We start from the raw sequence: 20886 nt of genomic DNA, 5'->3' as shown, positions 1-20886 counted from the left end.
TTTGATGTTATAACCAGACCCTAGAATCTTGGCCGTTAGTTAAACGTGAGTCTTCGCCTAGCGGTTCCCTAGAAAATGGTTACTTTTGGGAAAGGAATGCGTTTATCAGGCGTTGTGTGGATGCTTATATCGCAAATATCACGGCTTATGAGTCTGCCCCTTGCCGATGGCCGGACTCAAGCAGAATTTAAAATAGGCCGTTCTCCTCAATCCCACCAGATTAGATTTTTGACTTCAGAAATTTCCCCGAAACCATCGGCCTCTCAATCAAATCAGCTACTCCAAGAAATTGCACCGACAAAAAAGCTGCCGGTCTCACTCCAGGGGTCTGCGAATATTCGCTCGTGTCGGTGGAACTCCAGGGATCGGTGAAACTCCAAGGGTCTGTGGAACTCGCTCGTGCCGGTAGATGGAGTGAGACCGGCGAATATTTCGGGATCGATGGGACTCCAAGTATAGGTGGATAGGGCGGACAAGCGGATGTTTGGGGGCCGACAGATATTGAAAAGCTGCTGGATGTTGGGGGGCCGGTGGAACTCCAAGGATCAGTGAATGAAAAAAAGGCCGGTGTGTCACGCTATCGGCATCTCAGAAGTACACCGGCCAGGTATCGTATCCCACATACAAAACTAGACCTGGGAAAATCACGCTTTACCATTGGCACTCATCCGTGCTTCCGTAGACAAATTCAGACCACCGGCCTTTCTTAACTGCCAATGAAATGCTATCTACCACCGGCCCAGTTTAGTCACCGATCTGCAAGGCACTTAAAATCCCACTCAAAACTTATCTGGATTTATCGGCATCAGTAGATATTGCAGGGCCGGTGGCTGTAGAATCGGCAACCCCAAGCGTTATCAAATCAGGAAGTTGAGAAGGATAATTCACGCTCGTCGAAATAAAATTTTTCAAGAGCCAATTACAAACCCCGATGCCATTCACCGGCCCCTGCTAGATATAATAAAGCCGGTTCATCTGCGCTTCGGTGGAGAATGTTGAGGGGCCGGTGGATTTTCTGATGCCGGTGGAACGCTTGGGGGCTGGTGGAACGCTTGGAAATTCTTAAACTTATGGCTGTTTCAGGCCGACATAGAGAAAATGTACATCACCGACCTCCCCACTACGACTGGCGTTCTCGCCACCACCGGCTCCACCAACTTCACCGGCCTCACCGACCTTACTGCGATCACCGGCCTCTTTAGGTTCATCGGCCCCATCGATCTCACTGGCATCACCAGCTTCCCTGGGTTCCTAGCGACCACCGGCTCTACAAGCGCTAGCAACACCCCGAACCTCTCGGACATCACCGGCCTCCCCACTGCCACCAACCCCCCCGGCACCACCAGCGCCAGCAACACCACTATGGCTCACCGACATCATCGACATCATCGACATCAAAAGACATCACCGGCCTCCCGACCACCACCCCCAGCCCCAGACTTCGCCAACTTTTGCGATCTTCTTGTCAGCACCGGCCTCCCCGGCAGCACCAATTCCCCCAACACCTTGAACCTTACCGGCCTTCCGGAATCTAATAAAGCCGGTTCATCTGCCAGCGGTGAGGGATGTCGAGGGGCCGGTGGATTTGGCGGAGTAGGGGAATATTGAGAGGCCGGTGGAATTCGCTCGGACGATGGATGCGGTGGATCTTATTAAATGGGTGGAAATTGAGCCGACCAGTAAAGGGGGCAATTAAAAGCCCGATTATTACATCCGCATTAGTCCTCCCAACCGGCGCTTAAAATTGTAAAATTGTGTTTGAATTTATACACTTTGCAAAAATAAAAATTCAGCGTTTTGACACACTAGACAATCATAACTTTTGGGGCTTTTGTAAAACGCTGGCCACCTCCAACAATTACAAATCAATATAAGTCATCTAACTGTTATTTAAAACTTCATCTAAGCTGATTATGCTTCTAAAAGCCTACTTTGCAGCCAATTAATAATCGTTTGAATCAGTTGCGGATCTTCGGGTAAAAAAGTGGGAATCGTGGGATGGGGTGTGCCGGTGATAACGCAGATTGTAGCGTCGAACCGAGTGAGAGCATCGAGAAAAGTTGGTCTAAAACCTTGGGGGTTTGTCTCTTCGTAGAAAATGAGGATGGGCTGTTTTTCCCAGTCTAAGAGTTGCCAATAGATTTTGAGTTCTGTGAGGGTGCGGGGTGTGCCTTCTGTGGATTTGGGGCAGTTGTGTTTTTTGACGAGCTGTAGGTAGATATCGACGGCGGGGTTATCGCGGTTATCGAATTTGCTGCCATCGATACACAGTAGTTGGAAGGTTTGGTGGAGGTTAGTTTCGGTGAGTAGGGCTTGCAGGAGTGGGGGAAGTTGGGTGAGATTGATGGGTTCGGAGGTAGGGGTATCGCTATGCCATTCCCGATAAAAATTGGAGTAGGGGAGCTTGTGAGCACAACACCAAAGAACTTTGTACCATTCTTTGACTCGACGGGAGCCATATTGATAAGTTTTATCGCTAAGATATTTTTTTAAGATTGAAACGGCATCTGCATATTGTTCGGGTGTGGTTAATATTTCCTCCAAACTTTCTGCTGCCCAGCTAATATATTTATCCTCAGCAGTTTCTATATCTCTGATTAAATCCGCGATTTTGTGAGTTTTTTTAAAGTCGATTTGCCCTATACTCTTTTCCTCCAGCGAATGGATATTTTCATGGATCGTAGTTTTTTGAAAAGTGTTAAAAGCTTTGATTGCTTGAGGATTTTCTTGTCCATTTTTCAGCAAAATTTCTGCCGGCCGCAAGCCAACATATGTATTTTTAGCATTTTCCTGAAGAATGTTTAAAGTTTCGATTGCTTCAGGATTTCTGGGATCTATTTTCAGCAAATTTTCTGCCCCCACCAAACGGGTATATTCATCTTCAGTAGGTTTCAAAATTTCTTTTAAAGCTGGGATCACTTCAGGATTAATTGGGTAAATTTCCCCCAAACTTTCTGCCGCCTGCCAACGGATATTTTTCGGGTTAGTAGGTTTCAGAAATTTAATTAAAGCTGTGAGCGCTTTAGTATTTCCTGGGTCGATTTTCAGCAAACTACCTGCTGCTTGCAAACAAGTAGATATATTATTAGAAGTTTCTAAAAGTGTTGTTAAAGCTTCGATTGCTTGAAGATTTCCTTGTCCGATTTCCCCCAACCAATGTGCAACTCCAAAACAAGTAATTCCTACTTTGCAATTTTTTACAATTTCATAAAGTTCTGTAATAACCAGTTGACGATTGATTTCTGGTATCACTTTTCTTGCCCATTTTCCAATCGGCTCCCCAAAATAAACAAATCCCCACTGAACCACCTGTTTAACGATTTCAGAAGCTAGGGAACAAGTCTTATATTCATTAATTGTGGTGGCCGTCAAGAAATAAGCACGACATTTATAAAAATCTCCACACCCATCTTCAAAATTCATTAATTTCTCAATAAACTCCTTTTTTTTCTCCTCCCCAACATTACGCCCCAACCATAACAAAATCAACTGCTTCCACTGTGGTTCAAAAATACGATATTCCTTCCCTGCCACTGGAAAATTCACATGATTGCGAGGCAAAAAATAATCCCAATCATCCACCACCAATGCCGCAAAATATTCCTGAAACGTCGCATGATAAAACACACAAATCGCCTCTGGAAACCGTTCCACCCGATTCAACCACCCCAACTTCATCACTGCCTGAAAAATCGGGCGACTTCCCAAAACCTTCAATACCCAACTTTCCCGCAACCGTAACCGCGAAACCTCATCCTTCTGTTCCATCGCCGCCAACGCCAACCGCGCCAACGCTTTATTCATTGCCTCCCGTTGGTCTAAAATCTCCTCATCTGCCTTCCAGCGATACACCCAATCGACAAACTGCGCGTATAACCCCGCCTGCGTTTTCGGTAAACCACCCCCCGTCTGCCAAATTTGACACAACATCCACAACAGCAACGGATTTTGAATCAACTCCTTGAGACGGGAATTTCCCGACTGTGCTAACGCCGCCTCTAAACTCTCCCCCGTCGCTGCATCCCCCATCGCCGCAAACCAACGGCGAATATAGTCCGTCACCTGTTCCGGGTTAAAAGGCAAATTGCGAAACACATCAAACCCGGAAAAAGCATTCTTATCCGCTTCCCAGACATTCACCCGACAAGTCACCACCACCCGCGCATCCTGCAACCATGAACTTGATAAGTCTTCTGATAACTCTTTCATTCTGTGAGGGTGGCTCATTTCATCCACGCCATCGAGCAACAACCAAGCTCGACTAATTTGCGGTTCTAAATCACTGCGCTTGACTCCTCCTTTACATTTGGGTAGCCATTCATTTTCCAAATACTTACAGATGTTTTTATTTTCTAAATCAGCTAAATCTATCCAAATTGGCAACCCCAAATCTTTCTCTAAAATCCTACCAGCAATTTTCTGTAACCGCGTTGTTTTTCCCGAACCTGGTTCGCCAATAATAGCTATTTTTCGCCCTTGACTTTGGCTTTTCCCTTGTCGCAATACATCCTCAAAAAAGCGTTCTTCTGCAATGGGAATGAGTTCTTCTTCCTTTTCTTCTGGCTGATTTCTTGAAGGAGGTTTAGGCGGTTTGCGTTCAACAATTGCTAAGCGAACATAAATTTCATCGAGTTGCGGTGTCACCCCGTAGGCGTTGGTAAAGGGGTTGGTGGTGAGTTGCTTTTGTAGCGCTAGGTTTTGACGACAGATTCCTTGCCAGTTGATACCCTCATCTTTCAGTGGAGACGTTGCCTGAAATGTCTCTACAACTGTTTCCCGTAAAGTTTCTTCCTGCTGCTTGGATTTTTCGGGTCGTTTATCTTCCCATTCAATCTCAAATTGTTCTAAATTCTTTTCCTTATCTTTACTCCACAGTTTCAGAGTAAAGTGCCAATCTTCTTCTCCCTGAGTTTTAGCACGAGTATCTTCAAGAATCTGCAAAAATTCCTTTAAATGCTCATTAAGTGCTTGTCTGATCTGGGTTTTCGTTAATTTACCTTCATGCCGATCTTTTTCTGTGAGATATTCTAGTACCCTCAGTTTCGTTTCAATCACTAATTTTGGTTGTTTGGTCGTTTCATCCTGCCATTTATAGCTGAGGGAGATGCCGCTAATGTCTTCTAAGTCGCCATTCACATAAGCCAACAGTGCCTCTAATAAACGCTTGGCACGCTTTTTAACAGTAGGCCCATAGGTGACTTTATCTTTACTCGGCATCGGTTTAACCAAGGGATTTTGAGCAAAAAACTTTGGGGGGGTTGCAGTCTCTACGACCTCCCCTAAACCTCTCTAAGCCTGATTATATCAAGCTTATAGCTGATGCGACAAGTGGTTTGCTTTGCGGTCGTACCCCAAACTGACCATGCCTTCAGACGCTTGAAATGAAGGCTGCTTAACGATGAACGACCAACAAGATAAACTCAAACAACGGGAAGCTTTAGAAAATGCTTATGATAATTTTGTTCAACCATACATTAAGCAGTTGATTGAGGTTAACCCGCAATCTTTACCGAATATTGATGTTGCCTTTCCTGGGTTTTGCTGTGCGTCGGGATGGTTGGCATTGACTCTCTTATATTGTGTCTGGCTCCGAAGTTTGACAAAAAAACTGACAAGGTGATAATTTGGCAAAAAGCCTTGCTTATAGCTGATATGGGGAACTTAGGGTAAAAAAAGATGGGGTAGTGTTTGTCAAAAAGCTCAATCAGCTTTTAATTCTAATCACCGGCCTCCAATTTGCCTGGAAACAAATTATCATCGTGTTTGCCAGATTAACACCCACGCCATTTGCCCCACCGGCAGCGAGCTACCAGACAAACTCCCCAGAACCATCGGCATTCATGGGTTTTACCATAGGCCAAAAGAAACCACCGGCCTCTAATTGGCATGGACACCAACTACCATCGTGTATGGCAGGTTAACACCCACACCATTCCCACCGGCACCGAGCTACTAGGCCCAATCCTTATAACCACCGGCCTCTAATTGGCATGGCCACCAAACTACCACTTGCTTGCCAGGTTAACAACACCAGAATTTGGGCTGCCGGCCTCCGAACTTTCATAGCCAAAATATAAGCAGTGGCCTTTAATTGGAGAGGGGTATCAAACTACTATTGGGTTGTCAGGTTAGCACCAACACCATCTGTCCCACCGACACCGACGCTTCCATATTTAGAATGGAAGCACTGGCTTCTAATTTTAGAAGGGTTCCAAACTACAATCTGCTTGTTAGGTTAACACCAGTGGATCTGAGACCACACCCTAATGTCTTGGGGCCGGTGGATGGTGGGGGGCCAGTGGCTATCGGAGGGCCGGTGGGTAAGCGAGTGAATATTGGGAGGCCACTGGATGCTGTAAGGCCGGTGAATCTGCCAGTGCTGGTGTATTCAAGAAGGCCGATGGATCTTGAGAACTCGGCTTTCGCGCTAAGACTGGTGGATGTCGGAGGGCCGGTGGATTTGAAAATGCTTGTGGATTTTGGGGGGCAGGTGGAGATTCAGATGTCGGCTCTCGCGTAGGAACAGGCGGATATTAATGGGCTGGTGGAACTCCGAGGGCCGGTGAAAGCAGGATGGCCGGTGGTTTTTGAGAACTCGGCTTTCGCGCTAAGACTGGTGGATGTTTGGGGGCCGGTGGATGTCAGTAATGCTTTCAATTCTGCGTCCCAATGGTAGGGCTTAAACCTACATGGCAGTCAAGTTGTCAAGGTTCTGTTAGGGTTATTGCCTTAGATTTACCAAGCTAGTCATTCTATATTGGGGTATAGCCCCAATATAGGGGCAACCATAGGGGGATTGCCCCTACAAATAGTGTTGATTCTTATAGTTTGCGTAAGTCTTGAAAAATTTTGCCAATTTTGCGTAAAAGTTTTCCGCCAAGGCGATAGATAAGAAACGGCGTTTCTGGGTTAACTTTATGCCTCTCGCAGAACTTAGCTGAAGAAACCCGGTTTCTGGACGCTCATTCCCATCCCTGGGGAAACAACCTGGATTCCTCATCTGTTAACGAAATTGAGTGAAAATACTGATGCCGGAAAAGATCAAAAAAGCTTTAATTGATAGTTAGCTAAATCACTTATTGACGGTAAAAAGCGACCGCTGTTCCCGAAGTCTCATACTCATTGAACCACCCCTAGCCAGGAGTACCCATCGTGCCGATCCTCTTAAATAATCGCTATAAAGCCATAAAATCCTTGGGAAGCGGTGGTTTCGGTGAGGGATTCCTGGCAGAAGACACCCAGATGCCCTTGCAGCGCCAGATACAGCATTAGGCATAGACAAAGAGCCAAAACATAAAAGAATATCAATAGAAGGAAAGAGCGGTGTTATCAGTTTAACAGACTGGCTCATATCTATCCGTTAGGGCAATATCACTCGTACTTTAGCGGATTTCAATCGGGCGATCAGTTGACTAACCCTCCAAAAATACTCTTTACAATCAAGACAAAAGGTATGAAGAAAATTATTGAGACTATTTTAGCTTCGAGTGCGGTATTTACCACATTCTGTTTATCACTCAGTCCCTCTCAAGCTCAATCTCTTACTCCGGTAGTAAAACAATCTAAAAATTATTGTGATACAGCAGTAGAAAATGTTAAAGCAAAAATTAAAAATAATAATTATCTGACTGTGGAGTTTCAGGGTAGACAAATTTATCGTGAATGGCAGGTCGGCGCACCAGCGGGACGCTCTATTCACTTGATAATTCTTTTGGGTACGCTAAGGGAAGGAAGCGGTCAGCTTGTTGATAATATAATGGCTTCTACCCAAATGTTAACGGCCATGAGCAATCAATTGATTGAGGGGTGCGATAATATCGCGGCTGTCACTTATTCAAAAAAACGCACTGGTAGTATAAGAACTTTTGGATCAATTCAGGGTAGGGTTCAAGAGTTTGAGTATATGTATACTGGCCGGGGTAAACCGTTTCCGGGTCAACCCCTTCAATTAAGATGGGGAGTAGACATAATGATTTAATTTACCTACAAAATAGCATAATTTACTTAAATAAATTGGCAATTTTTTAAGTCTTTGACGCTGAATAGAAACTAGCCCAATAAGAATTCGTTAATTATTAAGCATCTTTACAGGATTTAGGAATAAATACTATGCGGTATGGGCTTTTATCTGGAATTGGAATCATTGTTAATTTCGCGCTATTTCCTTTGGTTGGAAGAGGACAGGAAATTCCCACTGGTTTGCGTCAGGGAATGCCTTACAGTGAAGCCAGACAGATTATCCTCAATTCAGGATGGCAAATAGATTATGGACGTCCCCGTGTCCGAGAATTATCTGGATTGACAAGTCGAATGGTTAACAAACTCGGTTATGATGAATTTGGAGATTGTTCTGGAACTGGAATAGGATTTTGTGGAGGGGATTTTATTGGTTCAAATGGTAAACGTTTAGGGATTGTCACGGTCAATAATCAACAAGATCCTAGATTATATCATTGGACTTTATCAAGCAAAGAATCATGTTTGTTAGGTCAGCTAAAACAGGAATTACCTAGGGGTTTATATCAGGGAATGCCTTACAGCGAAGCACGAGAAGTTATCTTAAACTCAGGATGGCAATTCCACTACAAGCATCCCTCTCGAATAAGAGAATTAAGAGGATTAGAGAGTCGAATGGTTAGCAACCTTAATTACCATGAATTTGGAGATTGTTCTGGTACAGGAAAAGGATTTTGTACAGGCTCATTTTTTAATGTATATGGTAAAAAGTTACACATTATCACGGACAATAATCAGCAAGCTCCTCAATTATATGAGTGGTCGTTATCTCCTAATGAAAAATGTCGTTAAAGCTAAATGATGAATCAAGAATCAGACCAGCTTGTCATTTTTATCTAAAGTAAAAACCAGAAGTAAAGATCGCCCTTTCCTAACCTAAGAGTGATCGCCCTTTCCCAAACCCTACCAAACTGAATGGCTATTTTGAAATTTACCCGTTATTTATGCTAATGCTTCACCAAACTATGATTGCACGAATTAGTATAACAATACTGATATTATTGTCATTTGAGTTCCATATCCAATCACAAGCCCAAGCGCAACAAAGATCGCAGTTTTGTCATAGATATTTAGAATCTTATTCCGAACCTGCATCAATTACAAATAAAACTCATGTCATTGCAGACGGATATAGGTTTGAATACCCATCTAATTATAGAGTTATTTTAAAAAATAATGGTAATTATTTTATCACCGACAATCGCAATTATCAATATATGCAATGCCTCGTTAGAGAACGTGAAGGGACTGATCTTCTCCCGCAAGGCATTGAAATTAGATGGACCAGAGAAGAACTATATGGTAGTGTCATTAGCCGCCAAACTATTGCGGGGAGGAATTCTATTATATATGGCAATGATGATCGAGTGCATCCGCAGGTTTTTGTTGCTATTCCTTCCCAAGGGGGTCATGTGGTAGTTAGTGCTGACTTATGTGGTACAGGAATCTGCCTTGAAGAGGGTTTTCGCCGAGTTCTTAATAGTTTAGTTGTGCCTTAAACATTTGAAATTAACCCGCTATTTATGCTAATCCCTCAAAAAATTCTGATAGCACGAATCAGTATAATTATACTGATATTACTGCCATTTTCAGTCTATCTACTATCACCAGCGCAAGCACAACGAAGACTAAGGGGTTTGCGCTGTCTTCAATATCTAAAATATTCTTTAGAACCGGCAGCAATTACAAGTAAAACTCAGGTCATTGCCCCTGGATATAGGTTTGATTATCCATCTAATTATAGAGTAATACTCAAAAACAACGGCAATTATTTTGTGACTGATAACGTAAATTATCAGTATATGCAATGCCTAGCTCAAGAAGGAGGCGCACCAACCGATAATATACCGCAGGGAATTGAAATTAGATGGACGACAAAAGAACTCTATGGTCGTGTCATTGGCCGTAAAACCATTGCCGGGAGGAATTCTATTATATATGTCGATGATAACCAACTGCATCAGCAGGTTTATGTTGCTATTCCTTCCCAAGGGGGCCATGTGATAGTTAGTGCTTACTTGTGTGCGAAGGAAATCTGCCTTGAAGAGGGTTTTCGCCGAATTATTAATAGTTTAGTAGTTCCTTGAACAGAAGATAAGGTAGGGAATCATCCCTCGGACAATGAGGGGGCGAATTATGACGCGGAACCGTCACTTTAGCGAAGATCTCACCCTTTCCAAACCCAATTCAAATCGACACTCACCCTCATCAAAAACATTAGCAATATGAAGACACTCATCCCCATCGTAGTCTGCTCAATTATTGGAGGAATTATTGGAGTAACCCTCGCTTCCCCAATTTCTTACACTCTCTATGAAAGCATTCCGGGGCAGGGTTATTCTCGAAGTTGCAGCCCCGGAGATATGTTTTGTAACTCCACAAGAAGTCGAGAAATTTACTCTGCACGAAGCTACAGCACCCGTTCCGTTAGAGACAACGAAGGAACCTTGCAGCAACAATTTATTTACGGTGGTGTTGGTGTGGCTGCGGGGTTAATACCCAGTTTCTTAATTCTTCACTTCGTCCGTAAAAAGCAGTAATTTCAGGAGCGGTATTGGTGTGGCTGCGGGGTCGATACCCAGTCTCCCCCCTCTGTGGGGAAATTATCGGCACCCCAGGCGGACACCGGCCCATACAGTATCCCACCGGCACCCAAATAAACATAAACAAATTACGCAATACCACCGACACTCATGGCCACTTCAGTAGACACCCATCGCATCACTGGCCCTGTTAAGTTGATGAAATTAGGCCACTTACGAATCAACTAAAAACCGATTTGATTCATTGGTATGTGGACGTCATAGAGTTCTTGGATCTTGAAACACTACATTGAGACACCGATTTCTGCGGTGGCACCGGAGGATGTTCAGGGGCCGGTGAATCTGCCAGTGCTGGTGGATGTAAGAAAGCCGATGGAATGTTTGGGGGCTAGTGAATCTAGGCAAGCTCTTGAACGTAAAGAGGCCGGTGGAACGCTTGGCAATTCTTAAACTCATGGCTATTGGGGGCCGGCATAATGTACATCCCCGGCCTCCCCGCCACCATTGACAGCCAGAGACTTCGGCAACTTTTACGAGTTCCACCGGCTCCCTGCCACCACCGGCCCCTAGAGTCCCACCGGCACCACCGGCCTCCTCAACACCTTGAACCTCACTGGCCTCCCTGGATGTAATAAAGCCGGTGAATCTGTCTGAGATGGGGGATGTTGAGGGGCCGGTGGCTATCGGAGGGCTGATGAATAGTGAGGGGCCGGTGGAATTCGCTTGTACCCGTAGATGTTGAGAGGCCGGTGAACCTGACTGCACCCTTGGATGTTTAGGGGCCGGTGAATTTCGAGAGGGTCGGGAATATTGAGAGGCTGGTGGAATTCGCTCATGCCAGTAGATGTTAGGGGGCCGGTGAAGTTGTCAGCGTCAGGGAATATTGAGAGGCCGATGAACCTGCCTGAGTCCTTGGATATTGAGGCGCCGGTGGAATTCGCTTGTGCCAGCAGATGTTGAGGGGCCAGTGAAGACGATAGACGCGCTATATGGCAGGTGAACCATTAGAGGCCGGTGTCACACAGAAAGAACTCTTCATAATCATGGGCATTTCAGGCCGGCTCAAACAAAATAGAGATTATCGGCACCCCAACCGGACAGCAGCCAGATATCGTATCCTACTGGCCCCCAAAAAACCCCGAAGAAATTCCCTATTTCACCGGCCTCAAAAAACCTGAAGAAATCACGCAATACCACATACCCAAAAAACCTGTTTAGTTAACGATCCGCCAGTTTTTCCACAGGCCACACAAAAGTTATTTGGATTCACCGGCATCAGTATATTATTGCAGTGCCGGTGGAACTCCAATGGGCCGGTGGATGGAGTGGTACAGGTAGATTTTTGGAGGCCGGTGTTACGCTTGGAAATTCTTAAACTCATGGCTATTGGGGGCCGGCACAGAGAAAAGGTACATCACCGGCCTCCCCACGACCACCGGCCTCCCTGGGTTCCTAGCGACCACCGGCACCACAAGCATCAGCAACACCACGCTTGCTCACCGGCATCACCGACATCAAAAGACTTCATCGGCCTTCTTGCCATCACCGACATCCAAAGACTTCGGCAACTTTAGCGACTTCCCCGCCAGCACCGGCATCATCGGCCTCCCCGCCAGCACCGGCATCATCGGCCTCCCCGCCAGCACCGGCACCACCAACTTTCCCAACACCTTGAACCTCACCGGCACCCCTAGATGTAGGCCGGTGAATCTGCCAGGGGTGGGGGATATTGAGAGGCTAGTGAATCTGCTAGGGGGCCGGTGGGATAGGCGGATGCTTGGGGGCCGGTCGGATCTGCCAGGGCCGCTCGATATTTGAGAACAGAAGAATATTGACAAGGCCGAGATGGGATTCCTATCTGCTTAAGGAATCGGAAGAAAATGGTGATAATGAGCTAACTCCCTTACGGTGCACTCATTTTATTTAAAATGAAGGTCGCGCCTTATCAATTGATAATGACTGGCTCGTTCCGCAACGGGTTGGAATAACGAGTTGGAATAAATGGGGTCAATGTCCTTTTTCGTTCCTTGAAAAGGAGACTATGAACAAAAAAGCCAATACGTTTCAACAGATTTTAAAAGCGGTGGGGGCGGTACACGAACAACAGTACGCACCTAATACCCGCTTAAATTTTGAGGGTCTAGTAAGCGTTTTGATACTGAGTATGGTAAAATTACAGCTTATTTTATAAAGGATAGCTGTAAACAAGCTAAACAAAAGCTATTGCACAAAGGCTGAGAAGGAGATTTACCTGATGTGATTAAGTAATTGTTAAGCAATTTAGCTTCTGAGTAAAACTTAAATTTAAAATTGTGCTAAGAGGTAAGATTTATGTCCAGAGTCAAACAAATTTTTACAAATTTAACTCATTATTTTTTATTGATGGGGCTAATAGTGATATTATTATCCTCATATTGTTTTAATGTAGATAAGGCGTATGCACAAAGTATTAATTTAAACATATTTTCTAATAATTCTCTTGCTAGAATAGATGCTCTGGTTAAAATAGATTCAATATTTAGAATTGATAAAGGGATTGAAGCTCGTCTTTATGAATATAAGACCGATGAGTCTAGCAACTTGCCTCCTGCCAGCAAACTGCTCAATGCAGGGTTAGAAGAATCAACAAAAAAAGAATTTGGGAAAGCTATTAAATTTTATACAGAAGCCCTCCAATTTAATCCTGTTTTTGCTAAAGCTTATGTTAGTAGAGCTTATGCTCGTTCTCAGGTGGAAGACATAGAAAAAGCTTTTGAAGATTACAATCAGGCTATAGAAATTGATCCTAATTTAGCAGATGCTTACATTGGACGCGGAAACCTTTATTTTAAACAGAATGAAAATGAATCTGCTTTAAAAGACTTTAACATAGCTATTACGGTTAATAAAAATTATTATGATGCGTATTTGAGTAGAGGTTCTGTTTATTTAGAATTAGAGAAATATGAAGAAGCAATTAAAGATTTTTCTGAAGCCATCAGCTTGAATCCTCAATATTTAGATGCTTATGTCAAGAGAGGATATACAAAATCTTATTTTAGAGACTATAAAGGAATAATTAAGGATTGCACAAAAGCCATAGAATTAGATACAAACAAGCAAGAATTTTCTGCTTATAATATTAGAGGTTTGGCTTTCTACTATTTGGGCGAGGATCAAAAAGCGCTAAAAGACTTAAATGAATGTTTAAAAAGGAACTCTAATTATTCTCCCGTCTATTATAATCGAGGATTAGTTTTAGACAATTTAGGAAAGTATAAAGAGGCAATTGCTTCTTATGATTTAGCTATTAAATATCAGCCTAATGATTATGGAGCTTGGTTGAACAGAGGAAATATTTTAAGTAAGTTAGGGAAATATGAAGAGGCACTTGATTCTTATAATAAAGCTACTAAATACAAATCTAATTCTTATCTAGCTTGGTTTAGCAGAGGAAATGCCTTAAGTAACTTAGAAAAATATGAAGAGGCACTAGCCTCTTACGATCAAGCTTTGAAATACAAATCTGCTTCTTATGAAATTTGGTACAATAGAGGAATTGTTTTAAGTGAATTAGAAAAATACGAGGAAGCACTTACTTCTTACGAGCAAGCTTTACTCTATAAATCTGATGATTATCTAATTTGGTACAATAAAGGAGACGTTTTAATTGATTTAGGAGAATACGAAGAAGCACTTGCTTCTTATGATCAAGCTTTAAAATACAAATCTGATGATTATAAAATATGGGGAAACAGAGGAATTGTTTTAAGTGAATTAGAAAAATACGAAGAAGCACTTGATTCTTTCGAGCAAGTTTTACACTATAAACCTAATGATTATCTAGCCTTGTATGGTAAAGCCAGGATATATGGATTACAAGGAGATTTATACTTTGCATTGGAAAATTTAAAGCAAGCGATTAAGTTTAATCCTAACTATAAGGAAGAAGCCAAGAGTGATACAATGTTTGATTTAATTCGAGAAGCTCCTGAATTTAAAAAATTATTCTCCTCTTAAGATTGTTCTTTTATTTGGACAGTTGGGAGAGAGGTTCCATTCAATGGACTGTTATGAGGGAAGCGCATTTACAAGGGCCAGTTACGGTAAAGGGTTGATGGATATTCAAATGGGAATAAATGTAGTGGATGCGGTGATAAAAGGGTTTTTCATTCTTTCGGTGGATTTCCGCTATTTCGGTAGATATTGAGGTACCTACACCTGCGGAGATTAATAGTGAATACTATAGGCCCAGCGAATTTGCCAGTCTGGAGGGATGTTGAAAAGGCCAGTGGATACTGCAAGGCCAGTTGATCCGATTGCCCCATCTCCATGCTTAGGAAATGGTGAATCGGCCTGACAGGCAGTGGATTTTGAGAGGCCGGTGTAACTCCAAGGGCCAGTGGATTTTGAGAGGCCGGTGAGAGTCCAGGGGCCGGTGGATACTATGATACAGACGAATGCTTGGGGGCCGGCGAATGTAGAATCGGCCAGTGAACCCATCACTCAATTACAATAACCGCGATACTTCACTGTTGGAGATTGAACACCTCAAAAGCAAATAAAAGCCTTGGATATCTGGGGGCCGGTGGATACCGAAATCCCGGCTTTTGCGGAAGAAATAGAGGATGCAAAGGGGCCGGTTAACCTGGCATGGGCAGTGGATGGTATGAGTTTGCTGAATCTATCAGCGTCCGGGGATGTTAAGGGGCCGGAAGACATCATAGGGCGGGTGGACATAAAGGAGGTAAAGCCGAACTCCGCGCAAAATACAACATTATGTAAAAAAATATAACAATTATTTTTCCGGTAATACTGAGTCAGCGAAAATAAAGCTGTAAGATTACTCTACTCTGGGCGTAGCTCGGCTTTACCCTTTTAAGTATTGTCCTAACGTATGCGCCTAGCCCTACAACTATCATAGTAGGGTGTCTCAATCTGGAAATAATTTAGCAGTGCTTGGAAAGCAAAAAAATGGCTAATCTTGTACCAATAGAGGACGACAAAGGGAATCAAATCTATATTGAGGTAATACCAACTGGAAATCAGAGCGGTATTAAACAAACTTCAAAGGATACGGGAGTTGCGGACAAGCTGACAGCGGACGATTTTAAACGGATGATTCGGCAGGCGGTGATGCCCACTTGCCAAACTTTTGTTGATGTTTGGCAAGAATTGAATCAACCTCTAACTGCGGACGGTGCAGAAGTTGAATTTAATCTAGGATTCACAGCCAGCGGAAATGCTGTGCTTATGCAAGCTTCAGGGCAGGCAAGTTTTAAAGTTAAAGTTAGTTGGAAATTTTCTCCATCTGAAAATTTAAATCTCTTGCCAGTCTCAAGGCCAATATCTAATATATCTAATATTTTGTCAAGGTCTGAGGGTGTAGATTTTAGGGCTGATTTAGAATCAGCGTCAACATCTCATACCTCACCAGAGTCAAAGGATGAAGATTTAAAGGCTGATTTAAAATCCTTAGAATCAGAAATTCAAACCTTTAAGGAAGCCAGCAGAACAGGTTCTAACGATTTCAACCGCGATGAAGAAATTGAAAAAATTAGGAAAAAAGCGAAGAACATAAAATTAAGCTACGTTAACGCATTATCTTTAACAATACAGAACTGCGATTCGTCACGAAATTGCGATAAAAATAAACCTCCTAAAGACGGAGGGTGTTGTCTAAGCTCCAACAAATTTATTCAAGACTTGCACAGTCTTGAATATCTTGAAAATGCAATAGAAGAATTGTAATCAGTATAGTTTTTAGTGTAAGATTTTGGCGTTACTAATTAACTGTATGAACCAACTGTTCTCGGAAGTTACAAGCCTCATCATACTTAGCTGATGGTAATTCCGAACTCTTCAATTCATACTTAAATTCAGTAACGCCAAAATTAGATGCTTTTACAAGCCTGTCAGCCGATATAACATCTAACACAAAAAAGACACTTATCCCTGGCAGTTATTTAAGAGCATACATTTTGGAGATTTTTTGGAACTTCGTACATATTTTGCTTATAAAGTTTACATAGTAAACTTTTAAATTCTTCTCTTTTATAACTATAAACATAGATTTGGCTAGAAGGTACTGCTTTACCTACTACATAATTATTTAGACGATCTAGCTCCAATTTTCTTTCATTAGGCTTAATAACTTTTTGGAGATATTCACTATAATAGCTTATAAAATTACTGAGATAATTTGTTCCTTGTGGAGTGCCTTGATTTTCATAAGCCAAAGTTGCGTATATATCTAATAAGGCTCTTATGGAATCTTGGTAGTAAGAAAAAAAGTCTGTTTCTTGTAACAACTTATTTATTGCAGATTTTTCTGCTTGTTTAGCAACATATTGAAATTTAGGTATAGCTTCAAGCCATCTTTGTAAATAATAGTAGCATACTCCTATATTGTAATAAGTTCTCGTTTTATACTCAGTATCATCTTTGATTTTATCAAATTCTTGAAGAGCCTTTTCGTAGTCCTTCTGGTTAGAGTAGGCAATTCCCAAACGATACGTTGCTTCTACTTTATGTAGAGAATTAGAATTTAACATTATCTTTTCTAAAATATCAATCGCTTGATCGTAATCACTTTTTTCTATTAAAACTCTACTTTTAGCAAGGATTAAACCTTCATCTTTACATTCTTCAATACCTTTATTTGCTTTAATTAAGGCATTTTCACTATTTCCTTCTTTTCTATTTTTATCAATTTCAGCTATTATTTTTTCAACTCGAGTGGAAGAGCAATTTCCTGAAAAATAATCCAAGCTTATTAAATTTGAAAAAATTCCAACCGGAAGTATCATTAAAGTTATTAAAATAAAAATATTTATTGGTTTGGACACATATTTGTAAATATTTGCTGACAAATTTTTCTGCAAGCCACTTTTGGTAATCACAATAGACATCGGAATAGCTAATCCCCCATTCAAATCCTCAGAAGCTACAATTAATCCAATGGCTTTATACTTCCCCTTTTGAAAAACAAATATAGGCGCGCCACTTTGACCGCCTTCAATGCGTTGAGCATCTGAGAATGTCTCTAACCGGATTAGCTTTTGGTCGCCTAGTGCACCACAGCGAGCAAAGGCAGTAATCTCTCCTCGGATAGGGGCCCCATAGAATTCATCATTAGAGAAACCAAAGCTTAGAAACTCATCACCAGGGTCAAAATCTTTTCCTAATTCAGCCGCAACAACTACAGCATCTTCAACCTGTAAAAGTGAGAAATCATCTCTATCAGGATCTCCTTCATAAACAGAAATTACAGGTTGATCCATCACTCGCACATTTTTCCAACCACCAGCATCTCGTACCACATGGGCGCACGTCAGCAGATGCCCGTCTCGACTAACAAAAAAGCCAGTCCCCCAAGTTTTTCCATTTTTGTCTTTAATTCTTACAGTTGATTTTTGGACTGCCTCAAAACTTTCTCTTCGCTTTCCCATAATCTAACCCCATGCTAATAACGTTGTTATAGAACCTTTTGTAGTGATGCACTCCTATTTATACATAGGACAGCTACCTCCACCCACTAAACTACAACCCCTTTGCTCAGTATTCCCTGTAGCTAGCTCCTATCTATATGTCCCTGAATCAGCCTAAATTTGCTCCCTGATGTTCATATTTTGCCATTCTCCCCTAATGCTCCTCAGACTGTCCATCAAAATCCGCCGATGTACTACTGGAGGGCATAAATAGTTACCCCTTTTCATTTTCGTACAATCGCCACTTTCACCGGCCCCCATAGGCCATTTTAATGGAGGAGATTGGGCTAGAAATTTCGCTTACTTTTTTTATTAAAGCAAGCCACACAATTATTGGAAGAGTGGAGGAGATTGTTTTTTGAGGAATGGCTAAATCTTGACGAGGCACAAGTTTTGGAGATTGTTAAAAAGGTGGGGGAATTGAACATTTCTTTACCCCATGTGTCAAAGCTCAAAACCGCGCACCGGCCCCCTTGCCAACTAGGATCGGCAACTTAGTTATAATTGCCCCAAACAGCACAAACGCTTATGTTGCCGGTGAACATAGAGAAGCTGCGGAAGGTAAAGAGGCCGGTGTCATACTCGGAAATTTAAACTTATATGGTCATTTTAGACCGGCCCTGAAAAAATACACAGAGAAGAGTCCATAAAAACCCCCTTGCTATTCACCGGCATCCCTGGATCTAATAGGGCGGGCGGATATGGAGACACCGGCTTTCTACGGAAAGCGTAGTGGACGTCGGGGGATATTGAGATGCCGGTTGATACGGTGATGCAGGTGAATTTTGAGGGGCCGGTAAATTTTGAGATGCTGGTGGATCTGCCGGGAGCCGGTGGAACTCCCTGGGCCTAAGAACCGAAAGAGGCCGGTGAACTTGCCTGCACCGGGGGATGTTGAAGGGCTGGTGAGCCTGCCTGTATGGGGGGAATGTTGAGGGGCCGGTGGTAGTTCGGGGGCCGGTGAAAGCAAGATGACCTGTGGAAGTAAGATGGCCGGTGGAAGCAAGATGGCCGGTGGTTTTTGAAAACTCGGCTTTGGCGCTAAGGCTGGTGGATGCTGGTGGGCCGGTGGATTTTTGAAAGCCGGTGGATACTGTGATGCAGGCGAATGCTTGGGGGCCGGTGGAACTGTCGGGGCTGGTGGAACTCGTTCGTGCCGGTGTCACGCTCGGAAATTTAAAATCTTATGGCCATTTTAGGCCGGCCCAGAAAAAATACATATTATCGCCGGCCCAGGCAAACACGACAAAATCTCGTATCTCACTGGCACCCCAAACGAAAATCGGCCAAATCCCGTCGTATTTCACTGGCATCCCAAAAAACCTGGACAAATCACGCAGTACCACCGGCACCCATCCGGTCTTCTCTAAATAAAAGTAGACCACCGGCCCCCTTTACCCCACAATCTACAAGCCTATCTATAGTCAAGAAAAAATTTATTTGGATTCACCGAACCCCCTAGCTATTGCAGCGCCGGTGGATCTTGCGGAGGCGGTGAATGCGGGGGGACAGGCGAATTGTGGGAGGCCGGTGGAACTTCAAGGGCCGGTGTCACGCTTGGAAATTCTGAAACTCATGGGCATCCAGGCCGGCACAGAAAAATTTACATCACCGGCCTCCCCGCTACCACCGGCCTCCCCGCTACCACCGGCCTCCCCACCACCACCAGCGCCAACAACACCACCGGCCCCCCCGCCACCACCGGCAACACGAGCGCCAACAACATCACGCTTGTTCACCGGCATCACCAACATCCAAAAACTTTATCGGCCTCCTCGCCACCACCGACAGCCAGAGACTTCGGATAGAGTGGCGTAAGCAAACCTCCAAACCCCGATTGCCCTACTCGATAGCCGGTGGATGTTGGAGGGTTGGTAAATGCTGCGGAGCCGGTGGATGGTGGAGTCTATTCTTCGTGGTCTAAACTCCTCACTCGGTGGGAAAATTAATTGAATGGAAACGATAGCCGTCACCATCTTGACTATACGGAATGTTTATTCTCTCTACTCGTTGGGGAAATTTTAAATGGAAACTTTGAGGTAGCCTATTAATATAAGGTATTTTACATCCCAACTGTTGCTAAACTTTTAGTTAGACTGCAAGCATATCCAATTTCTACCTCATTTTACTACTGGTATTTTATTTTACTGTATAGGAGAGATAAGAATGGGTGTTTTTTGGAACTCTGAAGCTCAAGTAATTAGTCAAGAGCCTGAGATTGTTAAATCTCTTATTGAAGAAATATCAAAGGAAGAGTTTGAGCATGAAGGCTCTCTGGCCGAGCCAACAACAGTTTATGACCTGAAAATAGAAGGCAATTCAATTTTCTTTAATTCTAGGGGGTATGGTTGTTATGGAACTGACTTTGAGGATGTATCACCTCAATTGTTTGAGAAGTTATTTGAGAGATATCAGGGTGCATTAGTCGCTTTTGAACACGTTCACCCGTGCCAATCTCAAGGCTATCACTTTAATTCTTACTGGGCTAAACCAGTAGGAGATGTAGACTGGGAAGATAGTACAACGTACTGGATCTATAGACGAATGGTCACTGAAGAAACTGAGGCAGATGAAGGTGAATTTGATAATTGTGATTCTTGGCATATTACTTTAGATTTTTTAGAGGCTAATCCAAAGGAACTGCCAATGCTTTATGCTCTTGTACAAAAAGCTAAGGCAGAAGGGTTTGATGCTTGGGGTAATGGAGAGATTGGTAATGTATTCAGTGAAGAAAATTTCATATCCTATGACATTGTGTGTGACCTCATTGATAATTATTGGGATGAAGAAGAGGAGGAGGATAATGAGAATATGTACTCACCATTTGATGATATCGAATACAGTATGGCTGAATGGGT

General features: G+C 43.1%; 26 protein-coding genes. 21 read left to right on the top strand and 5 right to left on the bottom strand.

The window, feature by feature from the left end; genetic code table 11:
• Positions 1-1098 precede the first annotated feature (1098 nt).
• Positions 1099-1608 (top strand): hypothetical protein, encoded by a 510-nt coding sequence (locus NG798_RS24175; RefSeq protein ID WP_261226279.1) that lies wholly within the window; start codon positions 1099-1101, stop codon positions 1606-1608.
• Positions 1609-1911: 303 nt separating this feature from the next.
• Here NG798_RS24175 and NG798_RS24170 read toward each other — a convergent pair whose 3' ends face one another.
• Positions 1912-5217, bottom strand: a complete 3306-nt coding sequence (locus NG798_RS24170; RefSeq protein WP_261226278.1) for an NACHT domain-containing protein — start codon at positions 5215-5217, stop codon at positions 1912-1914.
• A gap of 181 nt (positions 5218-5398) precedes the next feature.
• On the opposite strand from NG798_RS24170, the gene NG798_RS24165 reads away from it, so the two are divergent.
• The 9 genes from NG798_RS24165 to NG798_RS24125 all read left to right on the top strand — a co-directional run bounded on the left by NG798_RS24165 (position 5399) and on the right by NG798_RS24125 (position 10556).
• Entirely contained in the window at positions 5399-5620 is a 222-nt protein-coding gene (locus NG798_RS24165) for a hypothetical protein (RefSeq protein ID WP_261226277.1), read from the top strand.
• A gap of 64 nt (positions 5621-5684) precedes the next feature.
• On the top strand, positions 5685-5921 hold the full coding sequence (locus NG798_RS24160; protein ID WP_261226276.1) for a hypothetical protein: 237 nt from the start codon (positions 5685-5687) through the stop codon (positions 5919-5921).
• A gap of 323 nt (positions 5922-6244) precedes the next feature.
• Positions 6245-6520 carry a hypothetical protein gene (locus NG798_RS24155; protein ID WP_261226275.1) on the top strand — a complete coding sequence of 92 codons (276 nt, stop codon included), beginning with the start codon at positions 6245-6247 and terminating at the stop codon, positions 6518-6520.
• Between the two features lie 24 nt (positions 6521-6544).
• Entirely contained in the window at positions 6545-6676 is a 132-nt protein-coding gene (locus NG798_RS24150; RefSeq protein WP_261226274.1) for a hypothetical protein, read from the top strand.
• A gap of 777 nt (positions 6677-7453) precedes the next feature.
• On the top strand, positions 7454-7978 hold the full coding sequence (locus NG798_RS24145) for a hypothetical protein (protein WP_261226273.1): 525 nt from the start codon (positions 7454-7456) through the stop codon (positions 7976-7978).
• Between the two features lie 131 nt (positions 7979-8109).
• Entirely contained in the window at positions 8110-8808 is a 699-nt protein-coding gene (locus tag NG798_RS24140; RefSeq protein WP_261226272.1) for a hypothetical protein, read from the top strand.
• Positions 8809-8981: 173 nt separating this feature from the next.
• Positions 8982-9515, top strand: a complete 534-nt coding sequence (locus NG798_RS24135; protein WP_261226271.1) for a hypothetical protein — start codon at positions 8982-8984, stop codon at positions 9513-9515.
• 276 nt (positions 9516-9791) lie between these two features.
• Positions 9792-10103 (top strand): hypothetical protein, encoded by a 312-nt coding sequence (locus tag NG798_RS24130; RefSeq protein ID WP_261226270.1) that lies wholly within the window; start codon positions 9792-9794, stop codon positions 10101-10103.
• Positions 10104-10241: 138 nt separating this feature from the next.
• A complete protein-coding gene (locus NG798_RS24125) occupies positions 10242-10556 on the top strand; it encodes a hypothetical protein (RefSeq protein ID WP_261226269.1) in 315 nt (104 codons plus the stop codon).
• A gap of 261 nt (positions 10557-10817) precedes the next feature.
• On the opposite strand, the gene NG798_RS24120 is transcribed toward NG798_RS24125, so the two are convergent.
• A complete protein-coding gene (locus NG798_RS24120) occupies positions 10818-11324 on the bottom strand; it encodes a hypothetical protein (protein WP_261226268.1) in 507 nt (168 codons plus the stop codon).
• Positions 11325-11393: 69 nt separating this feature from the next.
• Here NG798_RS24120 and NG798_RS24115 point away from each other — a divergent pair, with 69 nt between their 5' ends.
• The 6 genes from NG798_RS24115 to NG798_RS24090 all read left to right on the top strand — a co-directional run bounded on the left by NG798_RS24115 (position 11394) and on the right by NG798_RS24090 (position 14558).
• A complete protein-coding gene (locus tag NG798_RS24115) occupies positions 11394-11519 on the top strand; it encodes a hypothetical protein (protein ID WP_261226267.1) in 126 nt (41 codons plus the stop codon).
• 29 nt (positions 11520-11548) lie between these two features.
• Positions 11549-11737, top strand: coding sequence for a hypothetical protein (locus tag NG798_RS24110; protein WP_261226266.1), 189 nt, complete (start codon positions 11549-11551; stop codon positions 11735-11737).
• Between the two features lie 147 nt (positions 11738-11884).
• The gene (locus NG798_RS24105) at positions 11885-12133 is read left to right on the top strand and encodes a hypothetical protein (RefSeq protein ID WP_261226265.1); all 249 of its coding nucleotides are present in this window, start codon (positions 11885-11887) and stop codon (positions 12131-12133) included.
• Positions 12096-12377, top strand: a complete 282-nt coding sequence (locus NG798_RS24100; RefSeq protein ID WP_261226264.1) for a hypothetical protein — start codon at positions 12096-12098, stop codon at positions 12375-12377. The genes NG798_RS24105 and NG798_RS24100 overlap by 38 nt, the downstream gene beginning before the upstream one ends.
• A gap of 223 nt (positions 12378-12600) precedes the next feature.
• Positions 12601-12750 carry a hypothetical protein gene (locus NG798_RS24095; protein WP_261226263.1) on the top strand — a complete coding sequence of 50 codons (150 nt, stop codon included), beginning with the start codon at positions 12601-12603 and terminating at the stop codon, positions 12748-12750.
• A 140-nt stretch (positions 12751-12890) separates the two neighbouring features.
• Positions 12891-14558 (top strand): tetratricopeptide repeat protein, encoded by a 1668-nt coding sequence (locus tag NG798_RS24090; RefSeq protein ID WP_261226262.1) that lies wholly within the window; start codon positions 12891-12893, stop codon positions 14556-14558.
• Positions 14559-14768: 210 nt separating this feature from the next.
• On the opposite strand, the gene NG798_RS24085 is transcribed toward NG798_RS24090, so the two are convergent.
• The gene (locus NG798_RS24085) at positions 14769-15041 is read right to left on the bottom strand and encodes a hypothetical protein (protein ID WP_261226261.1); all 273 of its coding nucleotides are present in this window, start codon (positions 15039-15041) and stop codon (positions 14769-14771) included.
• 85 nt (positions 15042-15126) lie between these two features.
• On the opposite strand from NG798_RS24085, the gene NG798_RS24080 reads away from it, so the two are divergent.
• Both NG798_RS24080 and NG798_RS24075 read left to right on the top strand, forming a co-directional pair.
• Entirely contained in the window at positions 15127-15333 is a 207-nt protein-coding gene (locus NG798_RS24080) for a hypothetical protein (RefSeq protein WP_261226260.1), read from the top strand.
• Positions 15334-15512: 179 nt separating this feature from the next.
• Entirely contained in the window at positions 15513-16289 is a 777-nt protein-coding gene (locus NG798_RS24075; RefSeq protein ID WP_261226259.1) for a CU044_2847 family protein, read from the top strand.
• 215 nt (positions 16290-16504) lie between these two features.
• Here NG798_RS24075 and NG798_RS24070 read toward each other — a convergent pair whose 3' ends face one another.
• Complete coding sequence (locus NG798_RS24070; protein ID WP_261226258.1) at positions 16505-17989, bottom strand: tetratricopeptide repeat-containing serine protease family protein; 1485 nt, start codon at positions 17987-17989, stop codon at positions 16505-16507.
• A 512-nt stretch (positions 17990-18501) separates the two neighbouring features.
• Here NG798_RS24070 and NG798_RS24065 point away from each other — a divergent pair.
• Positions 18502-18678, top strand: a complete 177-nt coding sequence (locus NG798_RS24065; RefSeq protein WP_261226257.1) for a hypothetical protein — start codon at positions 18502-18504, stop codon at positions 18676-18678.
• Positions 18679-18711: 33 nt separating this feature from the next.
• On the opposite strand, the gene NG798_RS24060 is transcribed toward NG798_RS24065, so the two are convergent.
• Positions 18712-19194, bottom strand: coding sequence for a hypothetical protein (locus tag NG798_RS24060; protein WP_261226256.1), 483 nt, complete (start codon positions 19192-19194; stop codon positions 18712-18714).
• A gap of 274 nt (positions 19195-19468) precedes the next feature.
• On the opposite strand from NG798_RS24060, the gene NG798_RS24055 reads away from it, so the two are divergent.
• Both NG798_RS24055 and NG798_RS24050 read left to right on the top strand, forming a co-directional pair.
• Positions 19469-19846, top strand: coding sequence for a hypothetical protein (locus NG798_RS24055; protein ID WP_261226255.1), 378 nt, complete (start codon positions 19469-19471; stop codon positions 19844-19846).
• A 348-nt stretch (positions 19847-20194) separates the two neighbouring features.
• Positions 20195-20886 (top strand): hypothetical protein (locus NG798_RS24050; RefSeq protein WP_261226254.1); only part of this gene is annotated, 692 nt, incomplete at its 3' end.

The sequence above is a fragment of the Ancylothrix sp. D3o genome, assembly GCF_025370775.1.
Lineage (GTDB): Bacteria > Cyanobacteriota > Cyanobacteriia > Cyanobacteriales > Oscillatoriaceae > Ancylothrix.
Note: the sequence above shows the minus strand (reverse complement) of the source record. Positions and strands in the feature narration are given on the sequence as shown.

Coding starts and splice junctions, on each gene's coding strand:
- NG798_RS24070 (WP_261226258.1), bottom strand. CDS start 17,989: ATGGGAAAGCGAAGAGAAAGTTTTGAGGCAGTCCAAAAATCAACTGTA.
- NG798_RS24175 (WP_261226279.1), top strand. CDS start 1,099: ATGTACATCACCGACCTCCCCACTACGACTGGCGTTCTCGCCACCACC.
- NG798_RS24140 (WP_261226272.1), top strand. CDS start 8,110: ATGCGGTATGGGCTTTTATCTGGAATTGGAATCATTGTTAATTTCGCG.
- NG798_RS24075 (WP_261226259.1), top strand. CDS start 15,513: ATGGCTAATCTTGTACCAATAGAGGACGACAAAGGGAATCAAATCTAT.
- NG798_RS24125 (WP_261226269.1), top strand. CDS start 10,242: ATGAAGACACTCATCCCCATCGTAGTCTGCTCAATTATTGGAGGAATT.
- NG798_RS24165 (WP_261226277.1), top strand. CDS start 5,399: ATGAACGACCAACAAGATAAACTCAAACAACGGGAAGCTTTAGAAAAT.
- NG798_RS24135 (WP_261226271.1), top strand. CDS start 8,982: ATGATTGCACGAATTAGTATAACAATACTGATATTATTGTCATTTGAG.
- NG798_RS24145 (WP_261226273.1), top strand. CDS start 7,454: ATGAAGAAAATTATTGAGACTATTTTAGCTTCGAGTGCGGTATTTACC.
- NG798_RS24170 (WP_261226278.1), bottom strand. CDS start 5,217: ATGCCGAGTAAAGATAAAGTCACCTATGGGCCTACTGTTAAAAAGCGT.
- NG798_RS24085 (WP_261226261.1), bottom strand. CDS start 15,041: ATGGGTTCACTGGCCGATTCTACATTCGCCGGCCCCCAAGCATTCGTC.
- NG798_RS24090 (WP_261226262.1), top strand. CDS start 12,891: ATGTCCAGAGTCAAACAAATTTTTACAAATTTAACTCATTATTTTTTA.
- NG798_RS24115 (WP_261226267.1), top strand. CDS start 11,394: ATGCCAGTAGATGTTAGGGGGCCGGTGAAGTTGTCAGCGTCAGGGAAT.
- NG798_RS24095 (WP_261226263.1), top strand. CDS start 12,601: ATGAACAAAAAAGCCAATACGTTTCAACAGATTTTAAAAGCGGTGGGG.
- NG798_RS24110 (WP_261226266.1), top strand. CDS start 11,549: ATGGCAGGTGAACCATTAGAGGCCGGTGTCACACAGAAAGAACTCTTC.